The sequence below is a fragment of the Nocardioides sp. CPCC 206348 genome (genome assembly GCF_048654705.1).
Taxonomy (GTDB): domain Bacteria; phylum Actinomycetota; class Actinomycetes; order Propionibacteriales; family Nocardioidaceae; genus Nocardioides.
This window is the reverse complement of the sequence record NZ_JBMCZA010000156.1, coordinates 31121-37751: the sequence shown is the minus strand read 5'-3', so window position 1 is coordinate 37751 and position 6631 is coordinate 31121. Positions and strand designations below refer to the sequence as shown.

The following is a 6631-nucleotide window of genomic DNA, read 5'->3' as shown; positions in this document are numbered from 1 at the left end:
ACCGCCCGCTCCCCCGGCAACACCGTGCGATGGCCGGCCTCGGGATGGGTCACGACGGTGGTTCCGAGCCCGTGCTCGCGACGCCGGTCCGCGATCCGGTCGGCGAACCAGGCGCTCGGCCACACCCGGTCGTCGCCACCGGCGACCAGGACCAGGTCGCCCCCGATCCGTTCGACCTCGATCGCGGCTCCCGGCACCTTGTCGCCGTGGACGGCCAGGCTGCGCTCGTAGAGGGAGCGGTAGGCCGGCGGGTCCTCGTCGGGCGACCAGTCGTCCGCGAACGGGACGAACGGGAGCGGGGCCCCGCCACGCGTCCAGTGCGAGGTCTCCCGCGGACCGTCGAAGCCGGCCCAGACCAGCGACGACGGCGCGAAGGCCACGCACGCGGACACGCGGTCGTCGTACGACGCCGTGAGGAGCGCAGCCTCGGCACCGAAGGACGTGCCGACGATCGCGAGGCGGTCGCAGCGTTCCGCGAGCAGGTCCAGCGCACCGGAGAACGTCTCCAACGGCACCTCGAACGGTCCCGGCTGCTGGCCCGGCCCGCCGAACCAGCGGACCGTCAGGGCGACGGCCCCCAGTCCCGCGAACACCTGCGCGCGCTGCTCGTCGAGGCGACCGCTCGAACCGGCGACCACGAGGACGCCGCGGCCCGACGGGTGCTCCGGTTCCCGCCACGCGCTCTCGGGAGTCACGGGAGCGGGCCCATCAGGCAGTGACGACGACCGTCGTACCGATCGGGGCGAAGTCCCACAGGTCGATCGCGTCAGCCCGCTTCTGGCGGATGCAGCCGTGCGAGAGCGGGGTGCCGAGCTGCTTCAGGGTCTGCACGGGCGCGCCGTCGTCGACCGGGATCGTGTGGAAGCCGATGGCCGCGCCCTGGGTGCCCTGGGTGAACCGGACGAAGTACTCCATCGTGCCGGAGTCATCGATCCCCACGGCGTTGCGGCTGCGGGAGTAGACGGCGTACGTACCGGGCTCGAGGTTGTCCTCGATGCTGCCCGAGACGAGGTAGGTCTGCTGGACGCCGCCGTCACTGTCGACGAGCCACACCCGCTGACGACTCTCGCTGAACACGATCCGCCGGCCCTTGCCCGAACGGGGCGGCAGGCCGGTCGTCTCGGTCGAGGCCGCAATCCTGCTGCTGCCGTCGGCATCGGCGAGGCCGGTCATCGCGGAGGCCTCGACGGCCTGGTCCGCGGCAGGCTCGACCGCTGCCTCGGTCGGTGCCGTCTCGTCGACCTCGGCCTTGGCGTCCGTGCGGGTCTGGGACGCGGTCAGCGAGGTCGCGGCGTCGGAGCGATCAGGACCGGACGGGAGCAGCCCGAACCCGCCCGCAACCGCGATCGCCAGGACTGCGAGCGAAGCACCGAGCACGGAGATCCGGCCATAGCGAGGACTCGCTTGGGCGCGATGCCGGCTCGCGGGGGCGCGATGCCGACCACCGGTCTCACGTACGTGCTTCACGGGTCAGCGCGCCGCCCGCTTGAGCAGCGAAGCAGCCACGTCGCGATACGCCTGGGCGCCCTTGCTGGTGCGGCTGGTCGCGAGGATGGAGCGGCCCGCAGCGGGGGCCTCGGCGAACTTGATCGTCTTCGGGATCGGCGGCTCGACGACCTCGAGGTCGTAGGTCTCCGAGATGGTGTCGAGCACGGCGCGGGCGTGGTTGGTGCGGCCGTCGTACAGCGTCGGGAGCACACCCCAGACCTCGAGGTCACGGTTGGTGAAGCGGCGTACGTCGTGCACGGTGTCGAGCAGCTGGCCCACACCACGGTGCGACAGCGTCTCGCACTGCAACGGGATCAGGACCCCGGTGGCGGCGGTCAGCGCGGCCACGGTCAGCACGCCCAGGGAGGGCGGGCAGTCGAGGAGCACCCAGTCGTAGTGGGTGCCGGACGCGGCAAGGTCCTCGAGGACGCCCCGCAGGACGTGCTCGCGTCCGGTCCGGGTCAGCAGGTCCGCCTCGGCGCGGGCGAGCTCGATCGTCGCCGGCAGCAGGTCGACACCGTCCTCGGTCGCGATGATGACCTCGGCGATAGGCGTGCCCTTGGTGAGCACGTGGTGGATCGACAGGTCGAGGTCCTCGGGGTCGATGCCGAGGGAGAAGGTCAGGCACGCCTGCGGGTCGAGATCGACGAGCAGGACGGACTGCCCGAGCTCGGCCAGCGCGGCACCCACGGACGCCACACTGGTCGTCTTCGCGACGCCGCCCTTCTGGTTCGCGACGGCAAGAATCGTCGTGCGGGCACCCTTGTCGATCTTCATCGGCACCATCATGCCGGAACGGGCCACGCAACGGGTGGATGGGCCGGGGACGAACTTCGCGGCGGCTGGTTGACTGGCGCCCATGCCCACCGCACTCATCACCGGCGCGACGGCCGGAATCGGCCACGAGTTCGCGCGACAGCTCGCCGGTCGCGGCGACGACCTGGTCCTGGTTGCCCGCGACTCATCCCGACTCGAGACGGTCGCCGCCGAGTTGCGGTCGTCGTACTCCGTCGAGGTGGAGGTGCTGTCCGCCGACCTCACCGACCTCGACCAGCTCGGTCTGGTCGAACAGCGGTTGGCCGACCGCGACCGTCCGGTCGACCTGGTGGTCAACAACGCCGGCTTCGGCCTCAAGAACGGGTTCCTCGACAACCCGATCGACGTGGAGCAGGCCCAGCAGGACGTGCTCGTGCGCGCGGTCCTGCGCCTGACCCACGCGGCGCTCGGCGGCATGGTCGAGCGCGGGAACGGCGGCGTCATCAACGTCTCCAGCGTCGCGGCCTTCCTGCCCCGTGGCACGTACAGCGCCGCCAAGGCATGGGTGAACTCGTTCAGCGCCTGGGCGCATGCGGAGTACGCCGACCAGGGGGTCACCGTGATGGCCCTCTGCCCGGGCTTCGTGAAGACCGAGTTCCACGAGCGCCTCGGGGTCGACCGCGACTCCTCGGCACCCAGGGTGCTCTGGCTCGAGCCGGACCGCCTGGTCCGCGACGCCCTGGCCGACTTCGACAAGGGCCGCGCGATGTCGATCCCGTCGAAGCGCTACAAGGCGATCGTCACGACGAGCCGCGTCGTCCCGCGTGGCGCCCTTCAACGCCTACAGGGCCTGGGTCGCAAGTAGCACGAAGTGTGGCTAATGGGGGTTCGAGGTGTCACTCGTACGGCGGCCGCAGCACATCATCGACACTTCGATGCCCCATCTCTCACACTTCGTGCCCCCACGAGGCACACTTCGTGGCTCAGCCTTCGCCGGCGATGAAGGCGCGGACGGCGTCGGCGACGAGCTGGACGGCGATCGCGGAGAGCAGCAGGCCGGCGATGCGGGTGACGAGGAGGACGCCGCCCTCGCGGATCAGGCGCAGGATCGGCAGGGAGTAGCGCATCGCGGCCCACAGCGCGATGTGGACGGCGACGACGCCGAGGGCGACCGACAGGCCGCTCGTCCAGCTGTCGATGTCCTGGACGAACAGCATCGTCGCGACGATGGCACCCGGGCCGGCGAGCAGCGGGGTCCCGAGCGGCACGAGTGCGACGTTGGTGTCGCCGCTGGCGGTCTGCTCCTTCTCGTTGCCGGTCAGCAGCTCGAGAGCGACCAGCAGGAGCAGGAGTCCACCGGCACACTGCAGCGCCGGCAGCGAGATGTGCAGGTAGTTGAGGATCTGCTGGCCGAAGAAGGCGAACAGCGTGATCACGAAGAACGACACCGCGACCGCCTGCCAGGCGAGGCGCTTGGCGCTCGACGGGCTGCGACCGGCGGTCAGGGACAGGAAGATCGGCACCGTACCGACGGGGTCCATGATCACGAACAGGGTCACGAACACCTCGACGAGGAGGACGTACTCGAGCATCAGTGCACCTCTCCGATGACGCCGCCGATGACGCCGCCGACGCCGACGACAGTGGTCGGCGAACCGAGCATCGCAGCCCGGTCGACGATCCGCTGCAACTGGTCGGGCGCGGTGGTCTCGCAGCCGAGGTCGTGGCCGACCTTGCCCTCGCCGTGGTGGTCGCTGGACCCGGTGACGATGAGGTCGAGGCGGTCGGCGATGCGGCGCAGCCCGTCGCGCGCGTGCGCGTCGTGGTCGAGGTGGTTGACCTCGATCCCGGCCAGCCCCGCCTCCTTGAGTACGACGAAGGCCGCTTCATCGAGCACACCGGCCGAGCCGCGTCCCCAGGGGTGGGCGATCACCGCGACGCCACGGGCACCGTGCACCAGCGCGATCATGTCCTGCAGGTCGGGCGCGTACCGGTCGACGTACGCAGGGCCACCCTCGGTGAGGTAGCCCGCGAAGGCCTCGTCCCGGTCGGCCACGACACCGAGCCGCACGAGCAGGTCGGCGATGTGCGGGCGGCCGGTGACCTCGTTGCCACCGGACACCTCGGCGAGTGCTTCCTCGGTGGCCGGGATCCCGAGGTCGCGCAGGCGGGCCAGCATCGCCGGGACGCGCTGCTCGCGGCCGACGACGATCCGGTCGAGCTCGGCCTGGAGGGCCACGTCGGCGGGGTCGGGGAGGTAGGCGAGCAGGTGCACGCCGACGCCCCGGAAGCAGGTGCTGACCTCGATGCCGCGGACCAGCGCGATGCCGGCCTCCGCGGCAGCGGCGGCGGCTTCGTCCCAGCCCGCCATCGTGTCGTGGTCGGTCAGTGCGACGACGTGCAGCCCGGCGGCCGCAGCGGCCCGCACCAGGTCGCCGGGCGACTCGGTGCCATCGCTCACGCGCGAGTGGGTGTGCAGGTCAATCGTCACTGGAGAAGGCTAGTCCCGCGGATTGTCGGACAACGACCCAGCGACGGTGTCGGTTCGGTCACCACGCGGGCGGCGCGCCGCCGAACGGCAACGCCACCAGCTGCGGCCCCGTGGCCGACACGTCCCGCAGGATCCAGTCGTCGCGCAGCAGCAGGATCGCGGACGCGGGACGCAGCACCAGCCACAACCAGCGGCCGCCGGCCTCACCGGCGACGACCGAACGGTCCCACTCCCCCGGCGCCGAACTGATCGACACCGACCACAGCCCGACGGGGTGCTGGTCGACCCGGACCCGCACCGGCGGCGGGCCGTCGCCGATCTCGAGGCCGGGATCGAGCCGCTCCACCTCCCCGTTGCCGGTCAGGCCGGCGACCCGCGCACCGAACCCCGTGCCGGGCTCCTCGCTGATGACCATCACGTCGACGGGGCCGTCGAGCTGGCTCGCACCCGACACGCAGGTCAGGGTTGCCGAGGCCGGCCCGCCGTTCGGCCCCACCGCGGCAAAGTCGCTGACCGTCCAGCCCGGCCCGAGCGGCCAGGGCAGGTAGGTCGGGAAGGCACCGACGCGGCGCAGGTGCCCCGCGAAGGCTTCGTACGACGGCGCCTGCGGTCGCCACAACGGCTCGACGATGCCGTGCTCGGGGCACGACCAGGAGCCGTCACCGACCTCCGCGACGGGGGCCGGGCAGCGCGGACACTCCACCCGGACCTCTGCGCCCGCACCAGAGTCGGGATCAACGCTCGACATGGCTGCCACCGTGCTGCGCCGCGGCGCGGGAGTCAAGCATTCCAGCGCCTCAGGACCGGCGTTTCGCGCTCGTGCCCGAGCTCCGACACGGTGGCGGTGTCCAGGCGGAACAGTCGGCCCTCGCTGGCGGTCAGCCCGATCCACCGGGCAGCCAGTGCCCGCAGCGACTGGCCGTGGGCGAACAGCAGGACGGGACCCGAGGCCGCCCGGATCCGCGCGATCACCCGGTCGCAACGCGCCGCGACGTCGGCAGCGCTCTCGCCGCCGGGGCATCCATGGGTCCACACGGTCCAGCCCGGTACCTCTTCACGGATCTCCGGCGTCGTCCGGCCCTCGTAGTCGCCGTACCCCCACTCGACGAGGTCGGGACACACCTCGGCGTCGCCGTACCCGGCGATCTCGGCCGTACGACGCGCGCGCTGGAGCGGACTGGTGAGCACCTCCGCGAAGTCGATGGCCGCGAGCCGCGGCGCCAGGATGCGCGCGCCTTCCTCGCCCGCGGGCAGCAGCGGCAGGTCGGTCGACGACGTGTGCTTTCCGGACTCGCTCCACTCGGTTGCTCCGTGGCGGACGAGGTACGCGGAGTCGGCCATGGCGACATCCTGCCAGCGGGCGGCTCGTGGTGGCAGGATCCGACCATGGTTCCCCCCGACCAGCGTCGTCTGGCCCGCCACCGGCTCGCCGTCGCAGGGGCTTTCGCGACCCAGGGCTTCGTCTTCATCGGGCTGACCACGCGCCTGCCCGACATCAAGGACCGCTGGGACCTCACCGAGCTCGGCGTCTCCGGCGTGCTGCTGGGGATCGTGCTGCTCGCCGGCGCCGGATCGGTCCTGGCCGAGAAGCTGTCGGCGCGGCGCTCGAGCGCCACGCTGCTCCGGGCCGGCCTGGTCCTGATCGCCACCGGGGCCGCCCTGATGCTGGCGTCACCGGCCTGGCTCGGCTACCTCGCCGGTGTCGCCGTGTACGGCGTCGGGCTGGGCATCGTCGATGCCTCCACCAACATGCAGGCGGTCGCCCTCGAGCACCGCTACGGACGTCCGATCCTGCCGAGCTTCCACGGCGGCTGGACCTTCGGCGGCCTGCTCGGTGCCGCGGCCACCCTCGCCACCGCCCACCTCGACCTCAGCTGGGCGGCGGTCGTCGCCGTC

General features: G+C 71.9%; 8 protein-coding genes and 1 pseudogene. 2 read left to right on the top strand and 7 right to left on the bottom strand.

Going from position 1 to position 6631, the window contains the following annotated elements:
• The 3 genes from ACOADB_RS11235 to ACOADB_RS11225 all read right to left on the bottom strand — a co-directional run.
• A partial coding sequence (locus ACOADB_RS11235; protein ID WP_378598234.1) for an alpha/beta fold hydrolase occupies window positions 1-695 on the bottom strand: 695 nt, incomplete at its 3' end.
• Between the two features lie 13 nt (window positions 696-708).
• Window positions 709-1377 (bottom strand): L,D-transpeptidase, encoded by a 669-nt coding sequence (locus ACOADB_RS11230; protein ID WP_378598232.1) that lies wholly within the window; start codon window positions 1375-1377, stop codon window positions 709-711.
• Window positions 1378-1470: 93 nt separating this feature from the next.
• Window positions 1471-2265, bottom strand: a complete 795-nt coding sequence (locus ACOADB_RS11225; protein WP_378598230.1) for a ParA family protein — start codon at window positions 2263-2265, stop codon at window positions 1471-1473.
• An 82-nt stretch (window positions 2266-2347) separates the two neighbouring features.
• Here ACOADB_RS11225 and ACOADB_RS11220 point away from each other — a divergent pair, with 82 nt between their 5' ends.
• On the top strand, window positions 2348-3109 hold the full coding sequence (locus ACOADB_RS11220) for an SDR family NAD(P)-dependent oxidoreductase (RefSeq protein ID WP_378598228.1): 762 nt from the start codon (window positions 2348-2350) through the stop codon (window positions 3107-3109).
• A gap of 118 nt (window positions 3110-3227) precedes the next feature.
• Here ACOADB_RS11220 and ACOADB_RS11215 read toward each other — a convergent pair whose 3' ends face one another.
• Genes ACOADB_RS11215 through ACOADB_RS11200 form a run of 4 tightly spaced genes read right to left on the bottom strand, consistent with a single transcriptional unit; the run spans window position 3228 to window position 6076 of the window.
• Window positions 3228-3836 carry a MarC family protein gene (locus ACOADB_RS11215; RefSeq protein ID WP_378598226.1) on the bottom strand — a complete coding sequence of 203 codons (609 nt, stop codon included), beginning with the start codon at window positions 3834-3836 and terminating at the stop codon, window positions 3228-3230.
• Window positions 3836-4735: a PHP domain-containing protein gene (locus tag ACOADB_RS11210; protein WP_378598224.1), complete on the bottom strand. Its 900-nt coding sequence runs from the start codon at window positions 4733-4735 to the stop codon at window positions 3836-3838. The genes ACOADB_RS11215 and ACOADB_RS11210 overlap by 1 nt, the downstream gene beginning before the upstream one ends.
• A gap of 58 nt (window positions 4736-4793) precedes the next feature.
• The gene (locus ACOADB_RS11205; protein ID WP_378598222.1) at window positions 4794-5483 is read right to left on the bottom strand and encodes a DUF6758 family protein; all 690 of its coding nucleotides are present in this window, start codon (window positions 5481-5483) and stop codon (window positions 4794-4796) included.
• Between the two features lie 32 nt (window positions 5484-5515).
• Complete coding sequence (locus ACOADB_RS11200; protein ID WP_378598220.1) at window positions 5516-6076, bottom strand: histidine phosphatase family protein; 561 nt, start codon at window positions 6074-6076, stop codon at window positions 5516-5518.
• Window positions 6077-6121: 45 nt separating this feature from the next.
• On the opposite strand from ACOADB_RS11200, the pseudogene ACOADB_RS11195 reads away from it, so the two are divergent.
• Window positions 6122-6631 (top strand): annotated as a pseudogene (locus ACOADB_RS11195) (MFS transporter); the annotation flags it as partial.